Raw genomic sequence first — 26,212 nt, forward strand, 5'->3', positions numbered from 1 at the left:
CCCGGGCTAGTAGCGGGTGGGGGCCTTGGGGTCCGGGCCGCTCGTGAGTGGCTGCTCCTTCTCTTCCTCGTCCACGCTCAGCGGATCCCACCCCGGGCCCGCGGCGCGGCGCTCCGCCATCGCCGGCTCGTGAGGCGGCGGGATGTACGGAGCCTGCGGAGGCGACACCCGAGGAGGCAGGTCCTCGCTCGGCCGCTCCGTCGCGGTGGTGCCGGGGACGGCGTCGCCCGTGGGCCGGAGATCGTACTGCCGGTGGTCCTGGAACTTGGCGCTGTCCATGCGGGCCTCGGTCAGGTCCGTGGGGCCCAGGCCCAGCCCGCCCTGGGGCGGCGGCGCGGCGATGCCGGCGATGCCCACCGTGCCCTTCTTCGTGCCCTCGTGGGCCTCCGAGTCCAACCGACGCAGGGCGGCGTGGTCCCTCATGAGGAGGAGCTCATCTCCGCGGACGGTGGAGATGTCCTCGAAGGGGAGCCGGAAGTCCCGGAGGAAGAACTGGCCCTTCCCGATGATGATGCCGTCGGTCGTCACGTCGATGACGCGTCCCATCTGGACGCCGTCGCTGCTCATGACGGCCATGCCTCTCTGGATGTTGGTGCGCTGGTACATCGCTCGCTCCTCCGCTCTCTCGAGGTGAAAGCCAGGGCGGGGACCGGGCAGGCCCTGGCGCGTTCCCACTCGAAAGATGGGGACTGCCCCGGGCGGGGGGAGAGGGGAGTTCCTGCTTGCTGGCGGCTCCATGGCCGCTCGCTCAGCGGGCCTGCAGCAGCACGAGTAGGTCCGCGGAGTACGGCTGCAGGTCCAGCGCCTGCTCGAGCTGCTGGGTCGCCGTGGGCACATCCTTGCGGCGCGGCGCGAGGCCAGCAGCTCGAGCGCCGCCACGCCGCGCGAGTCCCCCAGCTGCGCCAGCGCGAGCGCCGAGGCCTGGCGCGCCCAGAGGGACGAGTCCTTCAGCAGGGGCACGAGCTCCTCGGAAGTGGTCCAGCACGCCGGAGCCCTGGCAGGTGGCCTGGTTGGCGCTCACCCGCGCCGGAGCGTCCTTGCGGAGCTGAATCTCGTTGGGCGCGTGCTTGTCGTGGGGCGCGCTGTGGCACGTCAGGCAGGTGGCGCCGCCCTTCATGTGGCAGAGCGACTGGGTGAGGGCCTGGTTCTCGAAGCTGCTGGTGCTGGGGCGCCCGTCCTCGAAGTAGTCCCCGGAGAGCTCTCCGGCCACCAGCAGCACCATGGGCTGGGCGGAAGCGGTGGGCCGCGTCCAGCAGGGGGAAGAGCGTCCGGCGCGGCCCGTGGCACTGGGCGCACACGGCCAGGCCGAGCTCGGGCGACAGGTGCCGGGGCTGGAGGATGTCCTTGGGGTCCTGCGTCTCGGCGTGGCGGGCCCCGGGGCCGTGGCAGCTCTCGCAGGCGACTCCGGCGTCCGCGAACGTCGTCTTCCACTGGTGGGAGCCGCCCGCTCACGCGCCTTGCGAGAGGAAGCGGAAGTGCTCGGGCTGACGCTGGCAGCGGAACAGGTAGCCTCGGCCGTTGTCCCCGAAGTCGAGACCGAACGGCATTGCCGACAGCTGCGCCACGAAGCGCGCGGGCTCTCCGCAGCACTCGGGGGGCGCGTCCCCATTCAGCCACACGGGCACCCCGCCCACCTTGCTCTCCGGCGCGTCCTCCTGCGCCCGATCCAGGGCCTGGAGCTGCTCGCTGGTCGCCTCGTTCACGTCCACCGAGAGCGTCGCCGTGTCCTCCTCGGCGGGCGCGAAGCCCAGGGTCCACACGTTGTACGGAATGCCCTGGGGGCGATCGCCTTCCACCTTCGGCTCGCCCGCTCGTACCGGTACCGCGGCGTTCGCCCCGTCGTCCGGCATGGAGCGGTAGCAGACGGTGTCGGGGTTCTCGCACTGGAACACGTACACCGCCGCGTGCGGCGACAGATCCAGCTTCCCCGGCACGTGCGGGAGCTGGAAGAGGAAGCGCATCGGCGTGCCGCACATGCGACAGGCCGGCCAGCGCAGGGAGCCCACGGGCTCGGGTTCGCCGCCCACCTTCGCGAGCGGCACTCCCTTGCCCCCAGGCACCAGCGCCCAGAGAGGAGCGAAGGTGGCCATCTGCCCTCAGTCTACGCTCAGGTGCCGCCTGGAGCCGCTGGAATTGGTTGCGAACTGGTATGACAAGCATACCAGTTGGTGGCGCTCTGGCCCGACACGGCTGGAGGAGGGTTCAGTCCATTCCTCCGAGAAGGAGCGAGCTGGCGCCCCTGCAATCTCTCGACGCTCGATGAGGCTCAGATTGGCCCGGTTGAAGAGGCTTCGGAACTCAGCCTCGGTGCGCTCACGGCCTCCGGTGGAGACCAGCATGTGCAGATCCAGCTAGAAGGGCTCCACCGCGAAGAAGCGCCGCGCGTACAGGGGCTCTCCAAGGGTGTCCACGTGGTGCCAGCCCTGCATAGCGCTCGGCGTACAGCTCCGTTCCATCGGGGCGGATGTGGAACGCTCCCGCCTCGCTCTCCACCGCCGCGAGCCCGTCGAGGTGTCCGGCGGGTGGATCCGCTTGGAGCCATGGCCCGCGGACATGGGCAGGCAAGAAAGGGGGCCAGGGGCTGGGCGGTGGCCCCCCGCTCCGGGCAGAATGGGGCAATGCGGTGCGTCGGTGCGCTCGTGAGCCTGGGAGTCTGTCTCGCCGCGATGTCCGCGCTCGCAGAGCCGGATGTCTTCGGCCTGGGCAACGGGCAGCACGGCGCGCTCCGAGTGCAGCAGCTCGACACCACCATCAACGTCGCCACCGCGCTCACCGCCCCCGCCGGCACCGGCAGCAAGGCCCTCACCGTCGCGAGCGTGACGGGCTTCGCCGCCGGTGAGCTCGTCCTCGTCCACCAGGCCTTCTCCGAGAGCCTCTTGTCCGAGACGGGCCCCACGCTGTCCCTCGAGAAGGGCTCCTCGGGCGCCGGCCGCTGGGAGCTCGCGCGCGTGGAGTCCGTGGCCGCGGGCCGGCTGACTCTCACCGCGCCCCTCGTCTCTTCCTTCGCCGCTCCGGGCTCCCAGGTGGTGCGCGTGCCCGAGCACACCACCGTGCACGTCCACCCCCAGGCCTCGCTGGTGGCGCCCGCGTGGAACGGGACCACCGGCGGCGTGCTCGCCTTCTTCGCCACGGACGCCGTCCTCAACCAGGGGCTGCTCAGCGCCACCGCCGCGGGCTTCCGCGGAGGCACCTACGCCTTCAACCGCACGCAGACCTCGGGCTGCACCGAGCTCCACCTGCCCCAGGACAAGGGAGGTGCTCGCAAGGGCGAGGGGCTCTTCTCCGCGGTGAGCGGTGCCCCCACGCATGGCTACGGAGCGCTCGGCAATGGCGCTGGCGGAGGCAACTGCGGTGAGGGCGGTGGCGGCGGCGGTGGCCACGGCGGCGTGGGCGGTCAGGGCGGGTACACCTCGGTCGCGGATGGCTCCCGAGACGTGGGCGGCCGCGGCGGCCAGGCCCTGCGCTACTCCCCCCTCAGCCGGATGCTGTTCGGCGGAGGCGGAGGCGCGGGCGCGGGCGACTCGAACGGCGCGGAGGGCACCACCGGCAGCTCCGGCGGCGCGGGCGGCGGCATCATCTATATGCGGGCCCGAAGCCTCCAGGGTCAGGGCCTCATCACCGCCAACGGCAAGTCCGCGGACGCATCCCTCAACGACGCCTCTGGAGGAGGAGGCGCCGGCGGCTACATCTCCCTGCGCGTGGAGGATCGGCTCGACTGCCTCAGCCTCGAGGCCCGCGGCGGCAACGGCGGCAACAACACGGATGGAGATGATGCTCGCGCGCCCGGAGGAGGAGGAGGCGGCGGCGTGTTGCTGCTGCAGGCGCGGACGCTCGCGTGCGACACCTCCCTGGTGCCAGGGCTCGCGGGCACCGCCGCCGGAGTCCAGGGCGGAGGCCCGTACGGCGCCACGCCCACCGACATGGTGCAGCTCGACCACCAGGGCGTGCCGACGCTGGTGAATGAGGCCTTCGCCACCCCCGCCGCGCCTGTCTGGACCACCCCCGCCGAGGGCGAGGCGACGGGGCCTCGGCCCCAGCTCCAGGGCAGGGCGGTGCCAGGCAGCACCGTGCAGGTGTTCCTCGACGAGCAGCCGCTCGGGAGCGTGGAGGTGGCCATCGACGGCAGCTTCACCTTCCAGCCCTCGGCGGCTCTCCCCGAGGGGCCCCACCAGGCGCGAGCCTCGGCCGAGCGCCTGGGCGTGCGCGGCGCGCTGTCCGAGCCGCGCGCCTTCACCGTGGGCGCCCTGTCGCCCCTGGCGCTGGAGGTGGGCTGTGGCTGCGGCAGCACCCCGGCCAACGGGGGCCTGTGGCTGGCGCTGGCCTGCCTGCTGCTCGGGGTGTCACGCCGCCGGCCCGCCGCGAGGGGCTCGAGGCGCCCAATACTGGCGGAACGGGGGCCTCCTGGCATACACCTCTACCCCGGGGCTCCGGCCAGGCTTCCTGGGCACCGCAACTCCGCAGGTCGGTGCGGTAGAGCAGGAGGGTAACGGGTGTCCGCGCTCCGCATCCTCATCGTGGAAGACTCGGTGATGGTCCGCCGGCGCCTGGCGGATGCCTTCGCCGCGGACCCCAGCTTCACCGTGGTCGGCGAGGCGGGGGATGGCGAGCGCGCCTTCGAGCTGTGCCAGCGCCTGCGTCCGGACGTGGTGACGATGGACCTGATGCTGCCCGGCATGAACGGCGTGGAGACGACCCGCCGCATCATGGCCCATTGCCCCACCCCCATCGTCGTCTTCTCCGGGCTGGAGAACCGGACGATGGGCCTGTACCTGCTGGACGCGCTGACGGCGGGCGCGGTGGACGCGGTGGAGAAGCCCACCCGCTTCATCTCCTCGGAGTGGGCGGAGGAGTTGCTGACGCGGGTGAAGCAGGCCGCGCGCACGCCGGCGGCCCTGGTGCCCGAGCACCTGCGGCCCGAGCCGGCCTGGCCCCGCTTCGCGCCGCGAGTGGCCGTCATCGGCGCGTCCACCGGAGGCCCCGCGGCCATGCGCAGCATCATCCAGGCGCTCCCGGCGGACTTCCCCCTGCCCATCCTCCTGGTGATGCACCTGTCCGAGAAGTTCGAGACGTCCATGGTGGACTGGCTGGGCAAGAGCGCCACCTTCCCCGTGCGGCACGCGGTGGACGGCGAGCTGCTGCCACCCGTGGGCCGCCCCGTGCTGCTGATGGCGCGAGCCAACCGGCACCTGGCCATGCGCGACGGCCGGCTGTGGCTGACCAACGCGCCGGAGCGGCACTCCAGCCGCCCCTCGGTGGACGTGCTCTTCGAGTCCGTGGCGAAGGAGGTGGGCACGCGGGCCATCGGCTGCCTGCTCACGGGCATGGGCCGGGATGGCGCCGAGGGGATGCTGGCGCTGCGGCGCGCGGGCGCGATGACGCTGGCGCAGGACGAGACCAGCAGCGTCGTGTTCGGCATGCCGCTGGAGGCCATCCGCCTGGGCGCCGTCCGTCACGTGCTCGCGCTGAAGGACATCCCCTCGTGGCTGGACGGCTTCGCGCGCCGTCGCCCCGACACCAACCCGCAGGCCTGAGGCCTCTGCGCCCGCCCCGGCCGGAGGACGGGAGCCGCAACGGAGGCCCCCGCGCCCCCCTGCCGCTCAGGCGTAGGCGGAGTCGGACTCGACCGGGATGTCCAGGCGCCGGTTGAGCTGCTCCAGCCTGTCGTAGCGCTCGCGGAGCATGTCCCGGTAGGCGCGCTGATCGGCGTGGGCAATCTCTTCCAGCAGCTGGCGCAGGGCGCTCTCCAGGGCCTGCTTGAGCTCGCGTGCTTCGGGTGCGGACAGTTCCAAGAGCATGGTGGCCCTCCTCGACTCAAAGATAGCCATGCCACCGAGGCGCTCACCGGGGCCGCTCGTCCGCAGCGGGCCACGGCGTCAGGTGGGGCCCTGGGAGTGCCGCCCGGCTCCCGAGCACACGGGCAGGGGGTACCTGTCCTCCCGTGGCCGCGATGAGGAGGTTCGGAGGAGACCGAGCCCGTGAAGGAGGCCATGCATGGTTCAGCCAGGAGAGATTCGCGAGGGGATGGTGGTGCGAGCCGCGGACGGTCGCCAGGTCGGCCGCGTGGCCGCTGTCGGGGACGTGCACTTCGAGCTCGAGTCGGGGCTCCTGCCGATTCCGCGGCGCGACTTCCTGGTGGAGTACACCGACGTGGCCGCCGTGCACGGCGACGAGGTGCTCCTGGAGACGGGAGCCCACCTGACGCTGGAGGTCGACGACGACGGGGGCGCAATCCCGCCGCGCTCCCACGGCAACGTGGACCGCGAGCCGGTGAACGCCGAGGAGCGCCCGCCCGGCCTCTGAGCGGCCCGGGCCGGGAGGGCTCAGGCGAACAGGCGCTGAACGAAGCTGCGCAGGCGCTCCGGCTCGAAGGGCTTCTCCAGGAACTCGCCCGAGTAGGAGCCCAATAGCTCGCGGGTGGGCGTGGAGAACGTCCCGCTGGACATGAAGCCGGTGCGGCGCGCCAGCCCGGGCTCGCGCTGCTCCAGCTCTCGCAGCAGGTCCACCCCGCTCATGCGCGGCAGCACCACGTCGCAGAGCACGGCGTCATAGCGCTCGCCGCGCGACAGCAGGTGCAGCGCCATGCTCACGTCCTGCACGGAGTGCACCTCGTGCGCCTCCTGCAGCAGCCGGCGCACGGAGGTGCCCACCGCGGGCTCGGCGTCGATGAGCAGCAGCCGCCGGCGAGGCCCCTTGCTCTCCACCGGCGCCTGGCGGGCGTGGGACTCGGCGCGCTCGCGCGCCTGGGTGGCCGGCAGCACCAGCCGGAACACGCTGCCGCGCCCCAGCGCGCTCTCCACCTCGATGCGGCCGCCCATGGACTGGATGATGGACTGGCAGATGGCCAGCCCCAGCCCGGTGCCCTCTCCGGCCGGCTTGGTGGTGAAGAACGGATCGAAGATGTGCTGGCGCACCTCCGGCGTCATGCCCGGCCCGTTGTCCTCCACCTCGATGATGACCGAGTCCTTGCCCTCGCTCCGGGTGGCGAGCCGCACGCGGTTGCGCGCCGGATCATTCTGGGGGAAGGCCTGCAGCGCGTTGACCAGCAGGTTCACCAGCACCTGCCCCAGCCGGCCCTCGTTGCCGAGGATGGCGGGCACCGGCTCCAGCGCGCGCTCCAGCTGGGCGCGGTACTGCAGCTCCTTGCGGACCAGCCGCAGCGCCCCGTCGATGGCGCGGTGCACCTCCACCGGCCCGGTGTGGTTCTCGTCCGCGCGCGCGAAGCTCTTCACCCCCTGGGCGATGCTGCGCACGCGCTGGATGCCCTCCTGCGTCTCCGCCAGCACCTCGCGCAGCTCCGGCAGCTCCTCGGCGGAGATGGCCGGCTGCGCCAGCGACTTCTCCAGGAAGGAGAGGTTGGAGCAGACATAGGCCAGCGGGTTGTTGATTTCATGCACCACGCCGGCGGCCAGCGTGCCGATGGAGGAGAGCCGATCGGCCAGCTGCAGCTGCGTCTCCAGGCGCTTGCGGTCGGTGATGTCGCGGAAGACGGCGATGAGGAAGGCCGAGCCGCCGGGCTCGGTGAACACCGCCTTCTTGATGATGGTCGTCCGGCGCGAGCCGTCCTTGCCGTCCTCGAAGACGCGCTGGTACTCGACGGGCTGGCCGCTGGTGAAGAGCTGCTCGTCCTGCTCCCAGAAGGCCTCCGCCTCCCGGGCGGGGAACACGTCCCGGGCGGAGCTGCCCAGCAGCTCCTGCTCGGTGCGCCCCAAAAACTCGCAGAAGGCGCGGTTGACCATCACCCAGCGGTGCGCCCGGTCCATCACGAAGAGCGGATCCGGCACCGCGTTCAGCGTGTTGCGCAGGAAGTCCCGCGTGCGCTCCAGCTCCTCCTGCGCGCGGATGCGCTCCAGCTCCGCGCCCGCGCGCGCCGCGAAGGCCGCCAGCAGCGCGTGCTCCAGCGGACCGGCCTCCAGCGGCTGGTGGTGCAGGATGGCCAGCACGCCGATGGCGTTGCCATTGCCGTCCTTCAGGGCCGCCCCCAGGTACCCGCGCATGCTCAGCTTGGTGAGCATCTCGTCCTCGGGGTAGCGCTCCGCCACCCCGTCCGGGCAGTGGCAGACGGACTTGCGGATGGCCTCGTCGCACGGCGTGCCGCTCAGCGAGTACACCACGCCCCGCTGCAGGCTGCCGTTGAGGTAGAAGGCCAGGGTGCGGATCGAATCCCGCTCCGGCAGCAGCTCGCCCACCAGCACGCACGAGGCGCCGTAGACCGCCGACAGCTGCTCCACCAGCTTGCTGAAGAAGAGGTAGCCCAGGTCCGCCGAGGTGCTGTCCAGCAGGGCCCGCAGGGCGGCTCGGAGCGAGAGCCCCTCGGTGGGGGACTCCTCGGCCGGCAGCGCAGGGGGGGGCGACTCCCAGCGCGACCAGGCGCCGGGACACCGTCGTCATCCGGGCCAGCCAGTCGCCGCCCGGCGGGGCCACGCACTCGTCGGCGCCGGCCTGGATCAGCGCGCGGCGCTCCGCGTCCAAGCGCTCCGTCAGGACCACCATGTGGGTGCGCAGGATGTTGCGGCGGGCGTGCAGCTCGCGGCACAGCTGCTCCACCTCCGTCATCGAGCGGCCCGGATCCCCCAGCACCACGAGCCCCTCGGGCAGCTGCCGGGGCAGCTCATCGAGAGTGCGGGCATAGAGCCGGGCGCACCCGTCGAGCAGTCCTTGGGACTCGAGCTCGCGCTCGAAACCATCCCGGACACTCGGGGGGATGCCCAGCAGGGTGACATGCATTGGAACGCCTCGCGAACGCAGGTGTTGCCGGAGTCTACAAGAACCGCGCTTGCGAGGCGCCCGGGGCGCCCCCGTCGGTCCGCCCGAGATGTTGGCTTTGCCAACCTTTGGAGCCGCGCGAGTTGCAGGCCCTCCCACCAGGCGCTCTCGGCGTGGTCCGGCCAGCCTCTGGCGGACTCAGCGCCGCACGAGCGCGCTCAGGGCTTGAGCTCGTACTCTCCGCCCGGGTAGGCGAAGGAGTCCCGGGGCGCGTACCAGCACCAGCCCTCCACGCGCTGCAGGGGGCTCGCGGGCCGCAGCGCGTACACCGGGTGCTCCGGCGCGAGGAACTCGAGCGAGAGCAGCTCGAACGGAGCGGCGATCTCCCCCACGTAGGGGTAGTTGCCGGCCATCAGCTTGTTGCCCACCTTCGTCACGTACATGAGCTGGCCGCGAGCCACGGAGCCGACGGTGTTGCCCACCCGCGCGGTGGTGCGGATGAGGGGCTTGCCCCCCGCGTGCGTGGTGGCGACGAGCTCCTGGCCCCTGAGCTCCAGCGTGGTGTGGCCCTCGGTGGCCGGCACGCCGCGCTCGCGCGCGTAGTGGCGCATGCCCTCGGCGGAGTTGAAGTAGTGGGTGAAGAAGCGCCCGGGCGTCACCCCGTCCGGGGCCTTGTGGTCCGCCAGGTCCAGGCCCAGGTACGTCAGCGAGTACGCGCCGAAGGCCGACGTCTGATCCGCCGAGTCCACCACGTACTGGTTCATGTAGATGGCCCGGTTGGCGGCGGGCTTCAGCCCCTGGGGGAGCAGCGCCGCGGCGGCGGCCGGATCCGCGGGGATCCAGCTCGAGTAGAGCATGCGGCTGTTGATGACGAGCTGCGGCGGGGCAATCGATGTGCTGGCCATGAGTCTCCCAAGGGGCCAGGCAATGGATGGGCCACCCGCATTCGCGCGGAAGTGCCCCCCTGACCCGGCCCGGAGACTAACGGCTGCCCACGCCTCAGGCGAGCGTATCGCCCACGCGGCGCAGCTGATCCGCGTTCTCCTTCATGCTCACCGCCACCTGGGCGATGATGGTGAAGAAGCGGCCGCTGCGCTCGACGATGTCCTCGGACTGCTGGTTGCGCTCCTTGAGCGCGGCGGCGCCGTCGAAGAGCGTCTCCAGCATCACCTTGAGGATGGAGACGAAGTCGAAGCTGCGCAGCACCTCGGCGGGAGCCACCTCGCGGGCGCCCACGAGGGTGTCGCCGCTGACACGCAGCGAGTCCTTGAGGTACCAGGTGCCCACCGTCTCCACGGTGACGAGCCGGCCGTCGGTGAGCATGAAGAGCTCGCGCCGCAGCTCGCCGCCGCTCTCGACGGGAGAGGCGCCGCGCGGCTCCAGCCTCCGGGACGTCCCGGCCAGGCGCACGGCGGGCTCGTGGATCCACGACACGCCGCGCTCGCGGACGGTGACGCCGAACTGCTGCTCGAGCACCTCGGGAGCGCGCGCATCCCCGGAGCTCTTGGGGCGGATGGGCTGGGCGAGGGCCCGGGCCTCGGGCAGGAGCAGATCCACCAGCTCCTCGATGATGCCGGCCTTGGCGTCCTGCTCCTCCTGGCCATAGTCGAGCACGGACAGGAAGAAGTCGCGCGCCATCTGCGGCGTGAACTGATCGGCCTCCTCGACGGCGGGCGCGGCGGGGGCGGTCGCCCCCTGGGGCGCTGGCGACTCCTCGGAACGCTTCGGTTCTTCGTTCATGGGGGCGCACGTTATCAGGCGTTTTCCGCTCTCACGCCTCTTCAGGTAGTGGATTGGCAGCCGCTGTACACCGGTCGTGAGCCCTCTCCCGCCACTGCCAGTGCGGCTGCCCCGGGCGGGCCAGGCCTGCCTCGGAAGAGGAGAAAACCCAGTTGTGTCAAGGCCTTGGCGCAACAGGCAAAGTTGAATGCTGATTCAGGTCGCAGCTTGCGCAACTTCAGGGAGGAAAGAGGCGACAATGTAGGTGTTGGAGCGACTTTTTCCACCTTCGAGGTGATCCGTCATGGCTCGCATCCCTTCCCAGCCGAACACTTCCGCCGCGGTCCGCACGAGCCGGGCCAGTGAGGCGAGCGTGTCGAGGGGCTCGCGCTTCTCGAACGACTTCCAGAAGTGGCTGCACGAGAACGGCTACGGGAAGTACGAGTTTGCCAAGGGCAACGTGCCGGCGTTCGGGGGCAAGGCGCAGGCGGGCGAGAAGGTGACGAAGGAGCCGGTCATCTTCATCCACGGCAACTCGGACAGCGCGGCGGGGTGGAAGGGCTCCATCGAGACGTTCGCGAAGAATGGCTACAAGCCGTCGGAGATGTACGCGATGACGTGGGGCCCGGCCAACCCGCTGAAGTCGGGGCAGCAGTACCACTCGGAGAAGTACCTCGAGGAGGTGCGGGCGTTCATCGAGGCGGTGAAGGAGTACACGGGCGCGGAGAAGGTGGACGTCATCGGCCACTCGATGGGCGTGACGCTGGCGCGCAAGGCGATTCAAGGCGGGGACGGGTTCGACTCGCGGACGCGCCAGAAGTTCGACCTGGGCAAGCCGCTGACGGACAGCGTGGACACGTTCGTGGGCATCGCCGGAGCCAACCACGGGCTGACGTCGGCGCTGTTCACGGGGGACATGGTGCCCACGACGAACAAGCAGGACGGGCTGCACCCGGCCTCGAAGTTCCTGGAGGACATCAACGCGGTGAACCACGACGAGGGCGCGCACGTCTTCAGCATGTGGTCCCACGTGGACGAGCTGGTGGGGGTGGGGGCGGCGGGCTTCACCTCGCCCATCCCCGGGCAGGACGGGCAGAAGGTGTACGGCACCTTCCCGTACGGCCACATGGGGCTGAAGAACCTGACGGGCGAGGCGCAGCTCGCCATGGTGCGCGACCACGTGGTGCGCTGAGCCGCGCCGGACGGGCGCTCAGGTCTGCTGCTCTTTCTTCTTCTCCTTGTCCTTCTTCGCCTCGGTCTCGGGCGGCTGGCCGCCGGTGATGCGGGCGTTGACGACCTTGTTCAGGATGTCGAACCAGAACGGCGCGCCCATGGACACGGCGAAGACGGTGAACAGCAGGCCGACGAGCTTGGCCATCCAGCCCATCACGTCCCAGCCGGGGATGCGGCGGGGGTCAGGCATCCCTCCCAGCATCGCATCGGGGCCCGCCCAGCCGATGGGCAGGCGCAGATCATTGAGCTGATCCCGGACCTCCCGGAGCTGCTTCACGCTGTCCGTGACATGGAGGTTCCCCGGGGGGAGCTGAGCGTTGGCCTGCACGTACTGCTCCGCGGCGGCGACCACCCCGGCCCTCAGCGCCGAGTCATGCGCCAGGCTCCGCACGATCATCACGCTGTCCGCGTTGCCGATACCCACCACGGTCGCGGCAACGGCGAGCACGATGATTTGAGCGCGCCGCTTGTACCAGCCCGACACGCGCTCCATGGAGTCGTCGAACCACTTCTCCACGCGCGCCCGGGCCTCCCGGACGTTCGTCACCGTGTCGTCGAGCACCGCCTCGAGCTGCTGGCGGATCTCGCTCTCCGGGGGGAGCTTCGCGATGGCGTCGCGCAGCTTCTGCATCGCGTCCTTCTGGGGGCCGTCCCGCGGCCCCTCCTCCCTCCCCGCGAGGTTCCTCAGCACGTCCAGGAAGGCGGCGGCGAAGATGTGCTTGGGGATGTACGAGGGATACCTGTTGCCGTGCGTCATCCCCTGGATGAGGGGATGGGCGTAGAGCGTGCTGGTGACGTTCTGCGCCTGGTTCTGGAGGGCGACGCCCTTGTCGAACATCGCCTTGAGCCGGGCGTTCTGCTGCACCAGGCTCTTGCAGGCGTCATCCTTCAACAGCGTCTCGATGCCGTCCCGTAGCGTGCTGGCGCGCAGGTTGAGGAACCAGGCGACGATCTCACTGAGCGCCGAGCAGATGAGGCTGAAGAGCAGATAGACGAAGATGAGGCCAATCGCGGCTTCGAGCACCATGCGTCCCCCTTCATGCGAGCAGGGGGACGAGCCTACCGCCAGGGACCCACGCGCAGAAGTCAGACGGTGATGACCACCTTGCCGAAGTGGGCGCCCTCCTGCATGTAGCGCAGGGCGTCGCGGGCCTGCTCGAAGGGGAAGACCCGGTCGATGACGGGCTTCAGCCGGTGCTGGGCCATGGCGCGGTTCATCTCCTCGAACATGACGCGGCTGCCCACGTAGATGGGGTGAAGCTGGAGCTTCCTGGCCTCGGCCTGGGCGTCGGGCTTGCCGAAGCCACCCGTGAGCAGGCCGATGAGGTGGATGTGCCCCTCGGGCCGCGTGGCGCGCACCGACTGCGGCAGCGTCTGCTCGCCGCCCACCTCGACGACGTGGTCCACCCCCTTGCCGCCCGTCAGCTCCAGGACCTTCTGCTCCCAGTCGGGGTTCTTCTTGTAGTTGAGGGTGCTCTCCGCGCCGAGCGCCCGGGCGCGCTCCAGCTTCTCGTCACTGCTGGAGGTGATGATGACGCGCGCGCCCAGCATGCGGCCGAACTGGAGCGCGAAGATGGACACGCCGCCGGTGCCCTGGGCCAGCACGGTCTGTCCCGCCTGGAGGCGCCCCTGGGACACCAGCGCGTTCCAGACCGTGACGGCCGCGCAGGGCAGGGTGGCGCCGTCCTCGAAGGACAGGTGCTCGGGCAGGTGCACGAGCCCCTCCGCGTCCAGGACCACGTACTGCGCCAGCACGCCGTCGATGTTCCCGCCGAGCGCCTTGGCCGTCTTCTCCGGAGTGGCCGAGCCGTCCGTCCACGTCTGGAAGAAGGTGGGAGCCACGCGGTCCCCGGGCTTCACCCGCGTCACGCCGTCACCCACGGCGACCACCTCTCCCGCGCCGTCCGACACGGGGATCACGGGAAGCGGGAGGGGAACCCGGCCATAGCTGCCCCGCGCGATGATCAGATCCCGATAGTTGAGGGAGACAGCCCGGATGCGGACCAGCGCCTGACCGGGGCCGGGCTTCGGCTCGGGCCTGTCCACTTGTACCCAGCCTTCGATGCCACTCGTCTTCTGGAGTTCGTACGCCTTCATGGAAATGGTTGCCTCCGCGCTGCGGGGAAGGATTGGCGCGGATGAGTAGCCAGGGAAGCGCGCCACTGCCACGTCAATTTGAGCGGGGTTGCTGACTTCTCACACTGACGAGGCGCTGGCGTCATCGGCCGTCTCGCGGGAAGGTGGCGCGAGCGGAGGAGCATCGACATGGAGCGGGCGGACACCATCGCAGGCCTCATGGAGCACGGCGCCGAGGCCGACGCCGCGCTCGGAGCCCCGGGACGGCCGGCGCTGACCTACGGTGGCTTACGAGGCCTGGCGCGGAGCACGGCAGCGGCCTTGAACGGCATGGGCATCGGCCGAGGCGACCGCGTGGCCCTGGTGCTGCCGAACGGGCCGGAGATGGCGACGGCCTTCCTCTGTATCGCTTGTGGCACCACCACCGCGCCGCTCAACCCGGCCTATCAAACCCAGGAGTTCGAGTTCTATCTCTCGGACCTGAACGCCCGGGCGCTCGTCATCCAGGAGGGCCAGGAGAGCCCGGCCCGAGCCGTCGCCGCGGCGCGAGGCATCCCGGTGGTGGAGCTGGTCCCCGACACCCAGGGCCCCGCCGGGGGCTTCACGCTGCGGCCCGAGCGACCGCTCTCCGGCTCCCCAGCCCGAGCCGGCTTCGCCTCGCCGGAGGACGAGGCCCTGGTGCTCCACACCTCGGGGACGACGTCACGGCCCAAGCTGGTGCCGCTGAGCCACCTCAACCTCACGGCCTCGGCGGGCCACATCGTCCGCACGCTTCAGCTCGGGCGCGGGGATGTCTGCCTCAACATCATGCCGCTCTTCCACATCCACGGGCTCATCGCGGCGGTGCTGTCGAGCATCGCGGCGGGCGGCTCCGTGGTCTGCACGCCGGGCTTCAATGCCCTCAAGTTCTTCTCCTGGTTCGAGGAGGTCCGGCCCACCTGGTACACGGCGGTGCCCACCATGCACCAGGCCATCCTCGGGCGCGCGGGCCGCAACACCGCCAGCCTCCAGGGCGGGAGGCTGCGCTTCATCCGCTCCTCCTCCGCGTCGCTGCCGCCGCAAGTGATGGAGGCGCTCGAGCAGGCCTTCGGGGTGCCGGTCATCGAGAGCTACGGCATGACGGAGGCCTCGCACCAGATGGCATCGAACCCGCTGCCGCCGAGGCCCAGGTACGCGGGCTCGGTGGGCATCGCGGCGGGGCCGGAGGTGGCCATCATGGACGAGGAAGGCCGCCTGCTGCCCCCGGGCGCCGTGGGCGAGGTCGTCATCCGCGGCCGCAACGTCACGGTCGGCTACGAGAACAACCCGGAGGCCAACGCCAAGGCGTTCACCCACGGCTGGTTCCACACCGGAGACCAGGGCACGCTCGATGAGGCGGGCTATCTGCGGCTGACCGGTCGGCTCAAGGAGCTCATCAACCGGGGCGGAGAGAAGATCAGCCCGCTCGAGGTGGACACGGTGCTGATGGACCATCCGGCGGTGCAGCAGGTGGTCACCTTCGCCATGCCCCACTCGAAGCTCGGCGAGGAGGTGGCCGCCGCCGTGGTGCTCCGCGAGGGCGCGAGCGCTGGGGAGCGCGAGCTCCGCGAGTTCGCCGCGCGCCAGCTGGCCGACTTCAAGGTGCCGAGGAAGATCGTCTTCCTGACGGAGATCCCCAAGGGACCGACGGGCAAGCTGCAGCGCATCGGCCTCGCCGAGCGGCTGGGGCTCACGCCATGAGGATCGCCATCTTCGGAGCCGGAGCCATTGGAGGCTTCCTGGGCGTGAAGCTGCTCCAGGCCGGCGCGGATGTCACCTTCATCGCCCGAGGGGCCCACCTGGAGGCGATGCGCACCCGAGGCGTCACGCTGACGAGCGGCGGCGAGACCGTCACCCTGAAGCCGCGCTGCACGAGCGAGCCCGAGGAAGCGGGGCCACAGGACTACGTCTTCGTCACGCTGAAGGCGCACTCGCTCCCGGCGGCGGCGCCACGGATTGCCCGGCTGCTGGGAGAGGAGACGGCGCTCGTCACCGGCATCAACGGCATTCCCTACTGGTACTTCCATGGGCTCGACGGCCCGTACCGGGACCGCCGGGTGGAGAGCGTGGATCCGGGGGGAAGGCTCTGGGAGCAGCTGCCGCCCTCGCGCGTCATCGGCTCGGTGGTCTACCCCTCGGCGGAAGTGGTCGAGCCCGGCGTCATCGTCCATGTGGAGGGAGATCGCTTCACCCTGGGGGAGCCCGATGGCAGCAAGAGCCCCCGGACGCTGGCGCTGTCGAAGCTGATGATCCAGGCCGGGCTGAAGGCCCCGGTGCGGCCGCGCATCCGTGACGAGCTCTGGGTGAAGCTCTGGGGGAACCTCGCCTTCAACCCGCTGTCGGCGCTGACGGGAGCGACGCTCGACCGGCTGGCGGGCGCGGGCGAGCTGCGAGCCGTGGCCCGCACCATGATGGTCGAGGCGCAGGCGGTGGCCGAGGCGCTGGGAGTCCGCTTCCTCATAGACATCGATCAGCGCATCGCGGGCGCGGCGGAGGTCGGCGCGCACAAGACGTCCATGCTGCAGGACCTGGAGCGAGGGCGGCCGATGGAGATCGACGCGCTGCTCGGCGCGGTGGTCGAGCTCGGGCAGCTCGTGGGCCGACCGATGCCCGCCTGTGAGCTGGTCCTGGCGCTGGTGCGCGAGCGCGCGCGACAGGCGGGGTGCTACCCGAGCGGGTGACTCCCGTCACTACTGCTTCTTCCCGGCCCGAGCGTCCTCTCGCGCCTGCCTGGCGGCGGCGGCCCGCTCGACCTGGGCCTGCTTCTTCTTCAGCGTGGAGAGCAGCCCGTTGAAGCCCTGGGTGGCGACGAGCTGTCGGAACTGCGTCCGATAGTCCTCGAGCAGCGACACCTGGTTCGTCACGATGTCGTAGATGCGCCAGCCGCCCGCCTTCCGGGTCGACTTGTAGAGCCTGTAGTCGATGGGCACCCGGGTTCCCTGCACCACGACGACGGTGCTGACCCGGGCCTCCCCCTCCTCGAGGAGCTCCTGGCCATACTGCACCTCGGCCTCACCGAGCCCCAGGGTCCGCTCGGCGTAGAAGGCGCGCAGCATGCCGCGCATCGCTCGGGTGAAGGCCTTTCGCTGGGCGGGGGTGATCGTCTCCCACGTCTCGCCCAGGGCCCGCCTGGCCAGCTCCTCGAAGTCGACGAACTTGTCGACGGCGGCGGAGAGCTGGTCCACGGTGGCCCCGGGCGCGCGGGCGGTGGCCTGGACATCCTCGTAGCCGGAACGGACGACCTCCAGCGGGCCCGGCGCGGCGGCGAGCAGGGTGACGGCGACGAGCGACGCGATCATCGGCCTTCGAGCCTCCTTACGGCGCTACGCGGTTCACGAGCTGCTCGGAGACATCCCACAGCCGCTCGCGGGCGGCCGCATCCAGCGCCTGGCGGTTCACCTTCCGCTCCTTGCGCCGGATGAAGTACTTGCCCGTCACGCCCTCCACCTCGGGGCTGGAGGCCAGCCACACCGGAGTGTCGGCTCCCTGCTCCGGCCTCAGCGTGAACGGGCGGAGCAGCGGGCCGATGAGCTTCCCCATGAGGCCAAGGTTCCCCTGGCCGAAGTTGGTGAGCACCATGCCCGGGTGCACGCAGGTGGCGGTGACGTTGCGGCCCTGGAGCCTCCTGGCCAGCTCGAGCGTGAACATGACGTTGGCCAGCTTGGAGCGGCTGTAGGCCCGCATCCCGGTGTAGCTCCGCTCCGTCATCAAGTCGTCGAAGTCGATGCGGGCCATGGAGTGCACGGCCGAGGCGAGGTTCACCACGCGGGAGGGAGCGCCGCGGCCCAGCAGCTCCAGCAGGTCTCGCGTGAGCGCGAAGTACGCCAGGTGGTTGAGGGCGAACGTCCGCTCGTACCCCTCCGACGTCAGCTGTCGCTGGCCGAAGAGGGCCCCCGCGTTGTTGAGCAGCACGTCCAGCCGGGAGTAGCGGCTCGAGTACTCCCGAGCCACCCGGCGCACCTCCTCGAGGAGCGCCAGGTCCCCCACGATGGCCTCCACCTCCGGGTTGCCGCTCTGCTGCCGGAGCGCCTGTACCGTCTCCTGGGTCCGCGCCGGATCCCTCCCGACGATGACCACGCTCGCTCCGGCCTTCGCCAGCTCCAGCGCCGCGACCCGGCCGATGCCTTGCGTCGCTCCGGTAACGAGGCACCGCTTGCCCTTCATGTCCGCCATCGGCTCTTTCCCCCCACGTGTCGCCGGCATGCTGCCCGAGGCCCGGTGCGTCCGCCACGAGCAGCACTGCCCGTGGAGGACGCCCGGCCTGGAGTTACTGGCAGATGCCCTGGTCGGGCAGGGGGTTGATGTGGCCCTCGGCGTTGCCGGTGAGCGACACGGCGTAGATGCCGCCGTCCCAGCTGCCGTTGTTGAAGGTGATGTTGGCGTAGGGGGCGAGCACCGTGCCCGGGAAGCCGATGCCGTGGGCGTTGATGGTGGTGGCGTCCGGGAAGTTGAAGAGCACGGTGCGCTGGTCGAGCCCGCCGCTGAACGCGAAGCCGATGCCGTTGATCGTCGCCGAGGTGCCTCGGATGTTGATGATCGCCAGCGAGTTGGGCGGCGCGGAGGTGGACAGCGTGGTGGCGCCGACGAAGTCGCTGGCGTTCACGTTGAACACGTTCACGGTCGGGTGCGTGCCCTTCAGGATGATGCCGCCCCAGGACTCGCGCGTCGTGGTGCCGTTGATGGCCATCCCCGCCAGCTGCGAGGTGAGGGTCCGCAGCTCGGAGAAGCGGGAGGCGAAGTTGATGGGAGTGCCCTTGGTGAGGGTGCCTCGGTGGAAGACCACGTCCGCGTCGGCGCTGTAGGTGCCCCCGTACCAGGTGTCGCCCCAGACGCCGCCGTGGTTGAGCGTGAGGTTGCCACCCACCACCAGGACCTGGGAGGTGTTGGTCTCGTGCAGGCCCGCGCCGACGGTGAAGCGGTCGAGGAAGAGGTTGCCGGCGACGGCCACCTTGCCCTGCACGTCGTGGCCGCCGTTGTAGTCCCCGAGCAGGAAGAGGTTGAAGTCGTTCAGGCGGATCTGCGTGCCCTGCACCGTGATGGGACGCACGGCGGTGCTCGTGTGGCCCGCGTTGTCCGACACGGTATAGGTGATGGTGTACTGGCCGGCGCGCGTCTGATCGAGGTTGCTGGTGGTGATGATGCTCGAGGTCAGGTTGCCGGCGCAGAGGTCCGACGCCGTGGCGCCCGGATCCACGTAGGGCGAGCCGTTGCACGGCAGGACGGAGGGCCCGGGGAGGACCTGGATCTGCGGGGGCAGGGTGTCGCGCACGGCCACCGCGCGGCTGGCGCTGGCGCCATGGCCGGACGGGTCCGCCACCGAGTAGCTCACCGTGTAGTTGCCAGGCGTGCCCGAGCTGACGGAGCCGGTGGTGGTGACGGGCAGCGTCCCGGCGCAGACGTCGGTGGCCTTGGCGCCGGCATCGGAGTAGGGCGTGCCGCACTCGTGCTGGAGGCTGAGCGGGCCGTTGACGGTGAGGGTCGGCGGCAGCGTGTCCGCCACGCTCACCGTGCGGGAGACGGGAGGAGCGCTCCGGCCCGAGGGATCCGTGACGTTGTAGGTGAGGGTGTAGCTGCCCGGGGCGCCGGCGCTCACGGAGCCGGTGCGGGTGATGCGGCTGGTGATGTCTCCGAAGCAGGCGTCGTTGGCCGTGGCCCAGGGGTCGGTGTAGGGCGAGCCGCACTCCAGCGACTGGGTGGCCGGGCCGAGCAGCGTCAGCGTGGGCGGCAGCGTGTCGTTCACCGTCACCGTGCGAGCGCCATACAGCGTGGCCTTGTTCCCGGACGGATCCGTCGCGGTGTAGGTGACGAGGTAGCTGCCCGGCGCGTTCGGGTTGGCCGTGGTGGAGGTGACAGTGGAGACGGGGCCGGCGCAGGCGTCCGTCGCCGTGGCGCCCGGATCCATGTACGTGCTGCCGCACTCCACGGTCTGGTTCGGCGAGCCGTTCATGGAGATGATCGGGGGTAGCGTGTCACGCACGTTGACGGTGCGAGCCACCTCGGGGGCGGCGTTGTTGCTGGGGTCCTTCACGTTGTAGCGGAGCGTGTAGGGGCCGAGCACCAGGGTGTTCACCGTGCCGGTCTTCACGATCTGGCTCGTCAGGTTGCCGGCGCACTGATCGATGGCCGTGGCGCCCGGGTCGTTGAACGCCGAGGCGCACTCCTGGGGCATGGTGGCCGAGCCGTTGAGCGTCAGCGTCGGCCCCAGGGTGTCGGCCACGGTGACGGTGCGGTTGGGCGAGGTGCCCACGTTGCCGGACGGATCCGTCGCCTTGTAGTTGATGGTGTAGCTGCCCGTCGCGCCCATGTTGAGGGTGCTGACGTTGACGACGGCGGTCAGCGTGCCGGCGCACTGGTCGGTGGCCGTGGCGCCCGGGTCCGCGTAGGTGCCGCCGCACTCCGCCGTCTGGCTGGTGGGCGTGTTGAGCGTCACGGTGGGCGCCTGCCGGTCGCGGATGAAGACGGCGCGCGTCACCTCCTGGGCGGACAGGCCGGCCGCGTCCTTCACGTTGTAGCGGAGCACGTAGTCGCCCACGGTCTCGGTGTTCACCGTGCCGGTGCGGACGATCTTGCTGGTCAGCACGCCGTCGCACTGGTCGTTGGCGGTGGCCCCCTGGTCCATGTAGTTGTAGCCGCACTCGCGCGTCACATCGGTACCGATGCGGGTGATGACGGGCGCCAGCGTGTCGCTCACCGTCACCGAGCGCGTCGCGACCGCCGAGGTGTTCCCGGCCGAGTCCGCGGCCTGATAGCTCAGCGAGTAGGTGCTCGGGGCTCCCATGCTCACCGAGCCGGTGCGCGTGACGCTGCTCTGCGGCAGGGTCCCCTCGCACGCGTCGATGGCGCTGTAGCCCGGGTCGGCGTACGTGCCGTTCTTGATGCACTCCAGCGACTGGCTCAGCGGGGCGGTCAGCGTCACCGTCGGCGCCAGGGTGTCGCTCACGGTGACGGTGCGGTTGGGCGAGGTGCCCACGTTGCCGGACGGATCCGTCGCCTTGTAGTTGATGGTGTAGCTGCCCGGCGTGCTCGTGTTGACGGTGTTGGTGTTGACGACGGCGGTCAGCGTGCCGACGCACTGGTCATAGGCCGTGGCGCCCGGGTCCACATACGTGCCGGCGCACTCCACCGTCTGGGTGGTGGGCGTGTTGGGCGTCACGGTGGGGGCCTGCCGGTCGCGGATGAAGATGGTGCGCGTCACCTCCTGGGCGGAGCGACCGGCCGCGTCCTTCACGTTGTAGCGGAGCACGTAGTCGCCCACCGCCTCGGTGTTCACCGTGCCGGTGCGGACGATCTTGCTGGTCAGCACGCCATCGCACTGGTCGTTGGCGGTGGCCCCCTGGTCCATGTAGTTGTAGCCGCACTCGCGCGTCACATCGGTACCGATACGGGTGATGACGGGCGCCAGCGTGTCGCTCACCGTCACCGAGCGCGTCGCGACCGCCGAGGTGTTCCCGGCCGAGTCCGCGGCCTGATAGCTCAGCGAGTAGGTGCTCGGGGCTCCCATGCTCACCGAGCCGGTGCGCGTGACGCTGCTCTGCGGCAGGGTCCCCTCGCACGCGTCGATGGCGCTGTAGCCCGGGTCGGCGTACGTGCCGTTCTTGATGCACTCCAGCGACTGGCTCAGCGGGGCGGTCAGCGTCACCGTCGGCGGCCCCTTGTCCGTCACCGTCACCACGCCGGTGCACGCGGCCGAGTGGTTCGCCCGGTCCGTGCACGTCAGCGTCACGGTGGTGGAGCCGATGCCGTACGGGCCGGCCGGGCTCTGCGTGCAGCCCACCAGATCGTTGTCCACGTCGAACGAGCCGTTGTTGATGTCGGCGGCCATGCCGCAGGTGTTCGTCGCCTGCACCGTCACGTCCCGGCAGAGCGCGGTCGGCGGACGGTTCTGGGGGATGTTGGGGAGCTTGCAGAACGAGGTGCACGTGCCGATGGAGCCGGAGGAGTCACGGGTGCGGCCGTTGTCGATGCCGTTGTCGCACTCCTCGCCGAAGTCCGAGTCCACATGGCCATCGCCGCACCACTGGAGGTGGCACGTCCACGAGCAGGTCTGCCCGGGCAGCTGCCCGCCGGTGGCGGGGCTGCCGTTGATGCCGTCGCCCAGGTCGCACTCCTCGTTCCCCGAGGACTCGGGGATGCCGCAGCCGGCGCCCAGCGGCATCGCCCCGCGCACGAGCAGGTAGGGCGTGCCCGTGAAGGGGGTCGCGAAGCCAGGGTCGTAGGTGAAGTCGGTATAGGTCTTCTGTCCGGGCAGGGGCGCTCCGGAGGAGTCGATCGCGAGCGCCGTGAACGAGAAGGTGCGGTCCGGGTAGTAGGTGAACACCGAGCGCGCCGCGCAGCCGTCCAGGCCCGGGAGCATCCCATCCATCATGTCCCGGGAGATGAGATCATTGTGCATCTGGAAGATGTGTCCGTAGTCGGCGCAGACCGGCAGGCCCTGCACCCGGAAGTCGCCGAACGGCTCGAGCAGCGTCACCTGGGTGTTGGCCGGGGCGCTCTGGTAGGCGCAGCCCAGCGAGAGGTACATGCCGGTCGTGTACTGCACCGAGTTGAGGACGAAGCGGATGGCGCTCTCCACCAGCAGCTCGGTGCCGTTGGAGGATGCGTCCGTGGAGAGCAGGGCGACGTCTCCATCGACGATGGCGCCCCAGGTGTCGCGGTTGTCGATGGCGGCCTGGAACGCGGCGGTGCCGCTCTGGCACGCCGCGTCGCCGATGATGATGGCCCGGTAGGACATGAACTGCTCGGCCGTCAGCGTGCTCCACTTCTCGGGCGTGACGATCTCGGGCTCGATGCCGGCGTAGGTCCGCACCGCCTGGGCCTCGCGGCTGGTGGCGCCGGTGACGCTGCTGCCGAGGATCAGCACCTTGTTGGTGCTGCGCACCTCCTGGCGCGTGGTGTGGGGGGCGCTCGGAGTCGGCTCCGGCAGGGATGGGCTCGGGCTCTCACCACAGGAAACCGCGCTCAGCGCAGCTACCAGCAGGAGGGCTCTTGCTACGGCTCGCAGTGTCATTGGGGGTCCCCCTCGATGGGCTGCGCGGCGCAGTCACATCCGAGAACAGCTCCACACTGGGGTCCCAGGTAATCCTCGAGACAGCCGGGGATCCGCGTCCAGTGAGAGTTGTCGAAAAGCGTTGCTCGCACGGTGAAAAACGGCAAGCCGAAAAGAAAAGAAACTCGGGTGGTGGGGCGAGGGCCTACCCCCACGCGAGCCATCCGCGTGAATCATTCCGTGACGTCTGGATCAGGACGCTCGGGGCGGGGCTGGGTTGATCTCCCGAGCGAGAGCTGATCCGCGCACTTCTAGGGCTTGTAGACCTGGATGCGGGCCTCGGGGACGCGCCGGGCCAGGTGCTCCATGTGGCGAGCCACCTCGGTGAGGACGCGGGCCTTGTCGAGGGTGAGGAGCTGGCGGTCGCGCATGAGGATGCGGCCGTCGACCATGACGGTCTGCACGTCGCTGGCGCGGGCGCTGTACACGAGGCCTGCGGCGAGGTTGTGGGGCGGCTGCCAGTGGGCGCCGCGGGTGTCCACGAGGATGATGTCGGCGAGGAAGCCGGGGGCGAGCTGGCCGAGCCGATCCGCCATGCCGAGCACGGCGGCGCTGCCGCGCGTGGCGATGTCGAGCGCCTCGGGGATGGGGAGCACCTCGGGGTCGCTCGCGTCGTGCTTCTGCATCATGGCCATGAGGCGCAGGCTCTCGAGGATGTCGAGCGTGTTGTTGCTGACGGCGCCATCGGTGGCCAGGCCCACGGGGATGCCGACGCGGCGCAGCGCGGGGATGGGGGTGAGGCCCATGGCGAGCTTGAGGTACGTCTTGGGGGCGTGGGCGATGCCCACGTGGTCTCGGTAGCGGGCCAGACGGGCGGTGTCCTCGGGGAGCAGGCCGCAGCCATGGGCGATGATGACGGGGACGCTGAGCACGCCCGTGTCGTCGAGGACCTGGATGGGCGTCATCTCGCGGCGCTCGAGGCTGGCGCGGGTCTGGTTCATGTCCTCGGCGGCGTGGATGTGGATGCCGACGCCCAGTCGCTTCGCGTGCTCGACGGAGGCGCGCAGGAAGCCGTCGTCACAGGTGTAGGGGGCGTGGGGCGCCATGCAGGTGGTGATGCGGCCGTCGGCGCCGCCCTTCCAGCGCTGGACGAACTCGGCGGTCTCGTCGAGCACCTTGCGGCCGCGGCTGGCGAAGACGGCCCAGCCGAGGTGGGCGCGGGTGCCGGCCTGCTCGACGGCGCGGGCCACCTGATCCATGAAGAAGTAGTGGTCGGCGACGGTGGTGACGCCGCCCTCGATCATCTCGATGAGGCCCAGCTGCATGCCCCAGTACACGGCCTCCTCGGAGAGGTTGCTCTCGAGGGGCCAGATGAACTCGTTGAACCAGCGCTCGATGGGGACGTCCTCGGCGAGGCCGCGGAAGAGCACCATGGGGACATGGGAGTGGGTGTTGATGAGCCCGGGCATGGCGAGCTGCTCGTGGCATTCGATGACGGTGACGTCGGGCTCGGGAGGCTGGCCGGTGGGGCGGATGGCGGAGATGCGGTTGCCCTGGACGAGGATGTCCTGGTTGCGCGCGATGGTGGGCACGCCGCGCTCACCGGGCACGAGCGCGTGACAGTTGCGGAAGAGGGTGTTCGTCATCGAGGGCTCGTGGCTGGAGGGAGCGGCTGGCGTGAAGGAGAGGAGGCTGCACTCGAGGCGACTGCTCGTGTACACGTAGCAGAGACGCGCCCTTGGCTACACCCCCTGCCTTGACCTGAAGCGCCCACGCTTGATTGAAAGGACGCGGCCATGCCTCACCGAACGTGCAGCGTCCTCCTGCTCCTGCTCTCAGCCTGCGCCACGATGGCTCCGAGTCCGGGAGAGCCGGAGGTTCCGAGCCCGAAACTCGCCAATCTTCAGCGTGCGGCACTGTACCCCTGGACGGATGAGGGGCAGTGCGTGGTGCGCGAAGCCTCCAACGAATGGCCCGTCCTGGCGGAGCGGTGCTTTCACGCGCTCGAGCGCGACAGGGTGAGGTTCCGGGATGTCTCCGGGAGATGCGCTGTCGCCTCTGCGCCTGCGGCAGCGGTTGCCGTGCCCATGGCCGTAGCGCTCTGCGTCTTTGCGTCGCCGGTAGTCGTCACTGGAGCAGTGATTGTGATTGGAACCGTGGTGGTGGCGGTTGTCATCAAAGAAGGGCTGGATGCTCATGAGCGGAACGCATCCCGTGAGCGCGCGAAGCGCACGGCTCAGACACGACCATCCAGTGAGCAGGAACCGGTAGCGAACAGAGAGCCAACGCCGAGGGGCTTGGGTCGGGACTGGCTCCCACCCGCAACATCCGACCCCTCGGAACGCCCGGAGTGTGAGCCCATCCCGGTGCGGCACGCGGGCGAAGATGTCCCGCATAACGAGTGCGCCGATAGGTTTCCGCCCAATCGTTATCCCGGCATGGATGTACTCGTGGGCGATGAGCGCTTCGATGCGCTGCAGGTCGGCGTGCGCGTGCTGTGGGAGATCAAGACCCATCAATTCGACACATACAATGACTTCATCCGGGATCGAGAGATTGAAAAGGAAATTGTGCAACTACATGAAGAGCGCAATGCCGCGATTGCCTGTGGATACGACTTCGTCGTTGGCGTGAGCACCGAAGCGCACAGGCAAGCACTGCTCGATAGAGATCCCGAATTCAACATCGTCGTCACGGGGTGCCCACGATGACCGCTCGAAAGCGGCTCATTCTCATCACTCATGGGCCTGCGCTCGTGGATGACGGAGGTCGCGCACTCGCTGTTGTCCAGGGAATGGAGCGGGCGCTCCCCGGCTTGCGCCTGGAGTGGAGAGTTACCGAGGGGCGACAGCTTGCCGCGGTGCCACAACGCGACGAATGGCTCGCTGGAGCAACCAGGGACGGCGAGTTCCCTTTCCTGTGCAACGGGGACGAGAGTTACCCGGTGACGATCTCTGGTCTGCAAAAACCGGCAGGCCTCAGCCCGGGCGGCCAGCCCCTGTTTGAAGTGCATGCAAAGCTGCCACTGGACGCAGCAGGGATCGCTGCTGCGGCGAATGCTCTGGAGGCCGTGGCGGAGGGCGCACGCGCGTACTGGGGGCATGCGTCACCGGAGGGCTATGGTTCAGAGGTTTCAGGGCAGATGCGCCGCTCTGCTCATGGGCCGGAGCGTTCACCCCGTGGGCTTCCCATGCTCAATTTGTCACGGCATATCCCTTCACCTGAGATTCCGCACTACCTCGGGTGGCTGAACTACTGGTCTGCCGCTGCCGCGAAGGCCATCGGATTCCCGGATCCTGCTCGGGATGCGGAGTTACTCACACGAGCGCGGCGCACGGCATCGGGCGGGTGGAGCGTGCAGCTCACGGATGCGCCGCTCGATTACGACAACCCCGCCCACCTGGACGCGCTCCTGCGGGCCTACGAGCGCTTCCCGGCGATCGGCGGGCGCGCGGCACAGTGACCGATCTGCTCGGG

General features: G+C 70.0%; 21 protein-coding genes. 8 read left to right on the top strand and 13 right to left on the bottom strand.

The window, feature by feature from the left end:
- Positions 1 to 6: 6 nt before the first annotated feature.
- The 3 genes from KY572_RS32755 to KY572_RS32765 form a co-directional block, all read right to left on the bottom strand.
- Entirely contained in the window at positions 7 to 606 is a 600-nt protein-coding gene (locus KY572_RS32755; RefSeq protein WP_224247589.1) for a PRC-barrel domain-containing protein, read from the bottom strand.
- Positions 607 to 748: 142 nt separating this feature from the next.
- Positions 749 to 1,222, bottom strand: a complete 474-nt coding sequence (locus tag KY572_RS32760) for a hypothetical protein (protein ID WP_224247590.1) — start codon at positions 1,220 to 1,222, stop codon at positions 749 to 751.
- 226 nt (positions 1,223 to 1,448) lie between these two features.
- Positions 1,449 to 2,090 (bottom strand): hypothetical protein, encoded by a 642-nt coding sequence (locus tag KY572_RS32765; protein WP_224247591.1) that lies wholly within the window; start codon positions 2,088 to 2,090, stop codon positions 1,449 to 1,451.
- Between the two features lie 528 nt (positions 2,091 to 2,618).
- Between KY572_RS32765 and agmC the strand changes: the two genes are divergently transcribed.
- Both agmC and cheB read left to right on the top strand, forming a co-directional pair.
- On the top strand, positions 2,619 to 4,487 hold the full coding sequence (gene agmC, locus KY572_RS32770; protein WP_407660035.1) for an adventurous gliding motility protein AgmC: 1,869 nt from the start codon (positions 2,619 to 2,621) through the stop codon (positions 4,485 to 4,487).
- Between the two features lie 3 nt (positions 4,488 to 4,490).
- Positions 4,491 to 5,531: a chemotaxis-specific protein-glutamate methyltransferase CheB gene (gene cheB / locus KY572_RS32775; protein WP_224247593.1), complete on the top strand. Its 1,041-nt coding sequence runs from the start codon at positions 4,491 to 4,493 to the stop codon at positions 5,529 to 5,531.
- A 66-nt stretch (positions 5,532 to 5,597) separates the two neighbouring features.
- Here cheB and KY572_RS32780 read toward each other — a convergent pair whose 3' ends face one another.
- The gene (locus KY572_RS32780; RefSeq protein WP_224247594.1) at positions 5,598 to 5,795 is read right to left on the bottom strand and encodes a hypothetical protein; all 198 of its coding nucleotides are present in this window, start codon (positions 5,793 to 5,795) and stop codon (positions 5,598 to 5,600) included.
- A gap of 196 nt (positions 5,796 to 5,991) precedes the next feature.
- Between KY572_RS32780 and KY572_RS32785 the strand changes: the two genes are divergently transcribed.
- On the top strand, positions 5,992 to 6,300 hold the full coding sequence (locus KY572_RS32785; RefSeq protein ID WP_224247595.1) for a DUF2171 domain-containing protein: 309 nt from the start codon (positions 5,992 to 5,994) through the stop codon (positions 6,298 to 6,300).
- 20 nt (positions 6,301 to 6,320) lie between these two features.
- On the opposite strand, the gene KY572_RS32790 is transcribed toward KY572_RS32785, so the two are convergent.
- The 3 genes from KY572_RS32790 to KY572_RS32800 form a co-directional block, all read right to left on the bottom strand.
- Complete coding sequence (locus KY572_RS32790) at positions 6,321 to 8,228, bottom strand: hybrid sensor histidine kinase/response regulator (protein WP_224247596.1); 1,908 nt, start codon at positions 8,226 to 8,228, stop codon at positions 6,321 to 6,323.
- Positions 8,229 to 8,921: 693 nt separating this feature from the next.
- On the bottom strand, positions 8,922 to 9,608 hold the full coding sequence (locus KY572_RS32795) for a hypothetical protein (RefSeq protein WP_224247597.1): 687 nt from the start codon (positions 9,606 to 9,608) through the stop codon (positions 8,922 to 8,924).
- 94 nt (positions 9,609 to 9,702) lie between these two features.
- Positions 9,703 to 10,443, bottom strand: coding sequence for a hypothetical protein (locus KY572_RS32800; protein ID WP_224247598.1), 741 nt, complete (start codon positions 10,441 to 10,443; stop codon positions 9,703 to 9,705).
- A 283-nt stretch (positions 10,444 to 10,726) separates the two neighbouring features.
- Between KY572_RS32800 and KY572_RS32805 the strand changes: the two genes are divergently transcribed.
- Positions 10,727 to 11,614, top strand: a complete 888-nt coding sequence (locus KY572_RS32805; RefSeq protein WP_224247599.1) for a lipase family protein — start codon at positions 10,727 to 10,729, stop codon at positions 11,612 to 11,614.
- 18 nt (positions 11,615 to 11,632) lie between these two features.
- Here the strand turns inward: KY572_RS32805 and KY572_RS32810 are convergent, their stop codons facing one another.
- Together KY572_RS32810 and KY572_RS32815 are read right to left on the bottom strand one after the other, a co-directional pair.
- Positions 11,633 to 12,682 carry a hypothetical protein gene (locus KY572_RS32810; RefSeq protein ID WP_224247600.1) on the bottom strand — a complete coding sequence of 350 codons (1,050 nt, stop codon included), beginning with the start codon at positions 12,680 to 12,682 and terminating at the stop codon, positions 11,633 to 11,635.
- 59 nt (positions 12,683 to 12,741) lie between these two features.
- Positions 12,742 to 13,752, bottom strand: a complete 1,011-nt coding sequence (locus KY572_RS32815) for a zinc-dependent alcohol dehydrogenase family protein (protein WP_224247601.1) — start codon at positions 13,750 to 13,752, stop codon at positions 12,742 to 12,744.
- 168 nt (positions 13,753 to 13,920) lie between these two features.
- Between KY572_RS32815 and KY572_RS32820 the strand changes: the two genes are divergently transcribed.
- Both KY572_RS32820 and KY572_RS32825 read left to right on the top strand, forming a co-directional pair.
- The gene (locus tag KY572_RS32820; RefSeq protein ID WP_224247602.1) at positions 13,921 to 15,450 is read left to right on the top strand and encodes an acyl--CoA ligase; all 1,530 of its coding nucleotides are present in this window, start codon (positions 13,921 to 13,923) and stop codon (positions 15,448 to 15,450) included.
- Complete coding sequence (locus KY572_RS32825) at positions 15,447 to 16,430, top strand: 2-dehydropantoate 2-reductase (RefSeq protein WP_224247603.1); 984 nt, start codon at positions 15,447 to 15,449, stop codon at positions 16,428 to 16,430. The genes KY572_RS32820 and KY572_RS32825 overlap by 4 nt, the downstream gene beginning before the upstream one ends.
- Before the next feature lie 9 nt (positions 16,431 to 16,439).
- Here KY572_RS32825 and KY572_RS32830 read toward each other — a convergent pair whose 3' ends face one another.
- The 4 genes from KY572_RS32830 to KY572_RS32845 all read right to left on the bottom strand — a co-directional run bounded on the left by KY572_RS32830 (position 16,440) and on the right by KY572_RS32845 (position 24,381).
- Positions 16,440 to 17,048 (bottom strand): MlaC/ttg2D family ABC transporter substrate-binding protein, encoded by a 609-nt coding sequence (locus KY572_RS32830; RefSeq protein WP_224247604.1) that lies wholly within the window; start codon positions 17,046 to 17,048, stop codon positions 16,440 to 16,442.
- A gap of 16 nt (positions 17,049 to 17,064) precedes the next feature.
- The gene (locus tag KY572_RS32835; protein WP_224247605.1) at positions 17,065 to 17,922 is read right to left on the bottom strand and encodes an SDR family oxidoreductase; all 858 of its coding nucleotides are present in this window, start codon (positions 17,920 to 17,922) and stop codon (positions 17,065 to 17,067) included.
- Between the two features lie 94 nt (positions 17,923 to 18,016).
- Positions 18,017 to 22,627 carry an immunoglobulin-like domain-containing protein gene (locus KY572_RS32840; protein WP_224247606.1) on the bottom strand — a complete coding sequence of 1,537 codons (4,611 nt, stop codon included), beginning with the start codon at positions 22,625 to 22,627 and terminating at the stop codon, positions 18,017 to 18,019.
- 419 nt (positions 22,628 to 23,046) lie between these two features.
- The gene (locus tag KY572_RS32845) at positions 23,047 to 24,381 is read right to left on the bottom strand and encodes an amidohydrolase (RefSeq protein ID WP_224247607.1); all 1,335 of its coding nucleotides are present in this window, start codon (positions 24,379 to 24,381) and stop codon (positions 23,047 to 23,049) included.
- Between the two features lie 150 nt (positions 24,382 to 24,531).
- On the opposite strand from KY572_RS32845, the gene KY572_RS32850 reads away from it, so the two are divergent.
- Together KY572_RS32850 and KY572_RS32855 are read left to right on the top strand one after the other, a co-directional pair.
- Complete coding sequence (locus KY572_RS32850; protein ID WP_224247608.1) at positions 24,532 to 25,446, top strand: DUF6310 domain-containing protein; 915 nt, start codon at positions 24,532 to 24,534, stop codon at positions 25,444 to 25,446.
- Complete coding sequence (locus KY572_RS32855; RefSeq protein WP_224247609.1) at positions 25,443 to 26,198, top strand: DUF5953 family protein; 756 nt, start codon at positions 25,443 to 25,445, stop codon at positions 26,196 to 26,198. Before KY572_RS32850 ends, KY572_RS32855 begins: the two co-directional genes overlap by 4 nt.
- Positions 26,199 to 26,212 lie beyond the last annotated feature (14 nt).

Origin of the sequence: Hyalangium gracile, from assembly GCF_020103725.1 — a bacterium.
Taxonomy (GTDB): Bacteria; Myxococcota; Myxococcia; order Myxococcales; family Myxococcaceae; genus Hyalangium; species Hyalangium gracile.